Annotated in this window: 1 pseudogene; it reads left to right on the top strand. The window is 66.9% G+C overall.

Features of this window, described 5'->3' with window-relative positions:
- Positions 1–445 (top strand): annotated as a pseudogene (locus tag MJ797_RS25000) (hypothetical protein); the annotation flags it as partial.
- Positions 446–459: the final 14 nt, after the last annotated feature.

The raw sequence follows: 459 nt of genomic DNA, 5'->3' as shown, positions 1-459 counted from the left end.
GGTCCGGGAGGAAGGCTCCGTCAAGCCGTGCGACCTGGCGCTGTTCACCGTCGACGCGGTCGCCACCGCCGCCGAGGTGGTGCAGCGCTATGCGGTGCGGTGGTCGATCGAGCCGTCGAACGCGATTGGCAAGCAGCAGATGGGTGTCGGGCAGGCCCGCAACCGCGTGCCCAAGGCGGTCGAGCGGACGGTTCCGTTCGGCATGCTGGTGCAGTCGATGGTCATCGTCTGGTACGCCCTGCACGGCTACCACCCCGACGACGTCGCCGCCCGCCGGCTCGCCGAGCCGTGGTACGAGAGCAAGGCCGAGCCGTCCTTCGAAGACATGATTGTCAAGCTGCGGAAGACCTTGATCACGGCCAGGTTTTCCACCGTTCGCCCAGGTCAGGTCGACCCTGACTTATTGCGCGACTATGCCCTGGCCTGCGCCGCAGCCGCCGCGTAAGTGCGAAACTCAAG

The organism is Protofrankia sp. CiP3, assembly GCF_917627345.1.
Lineage (GTDB): Bacteria > Actinomycetota > Actinomycetes > Frankiales > Frankiaceae > Protofrankia.
The sequence above is the reverse complement of the archived record's forward strand: the minus strand, read 5'-3'. Positions and strand labels throughout refer to the sequence as shown.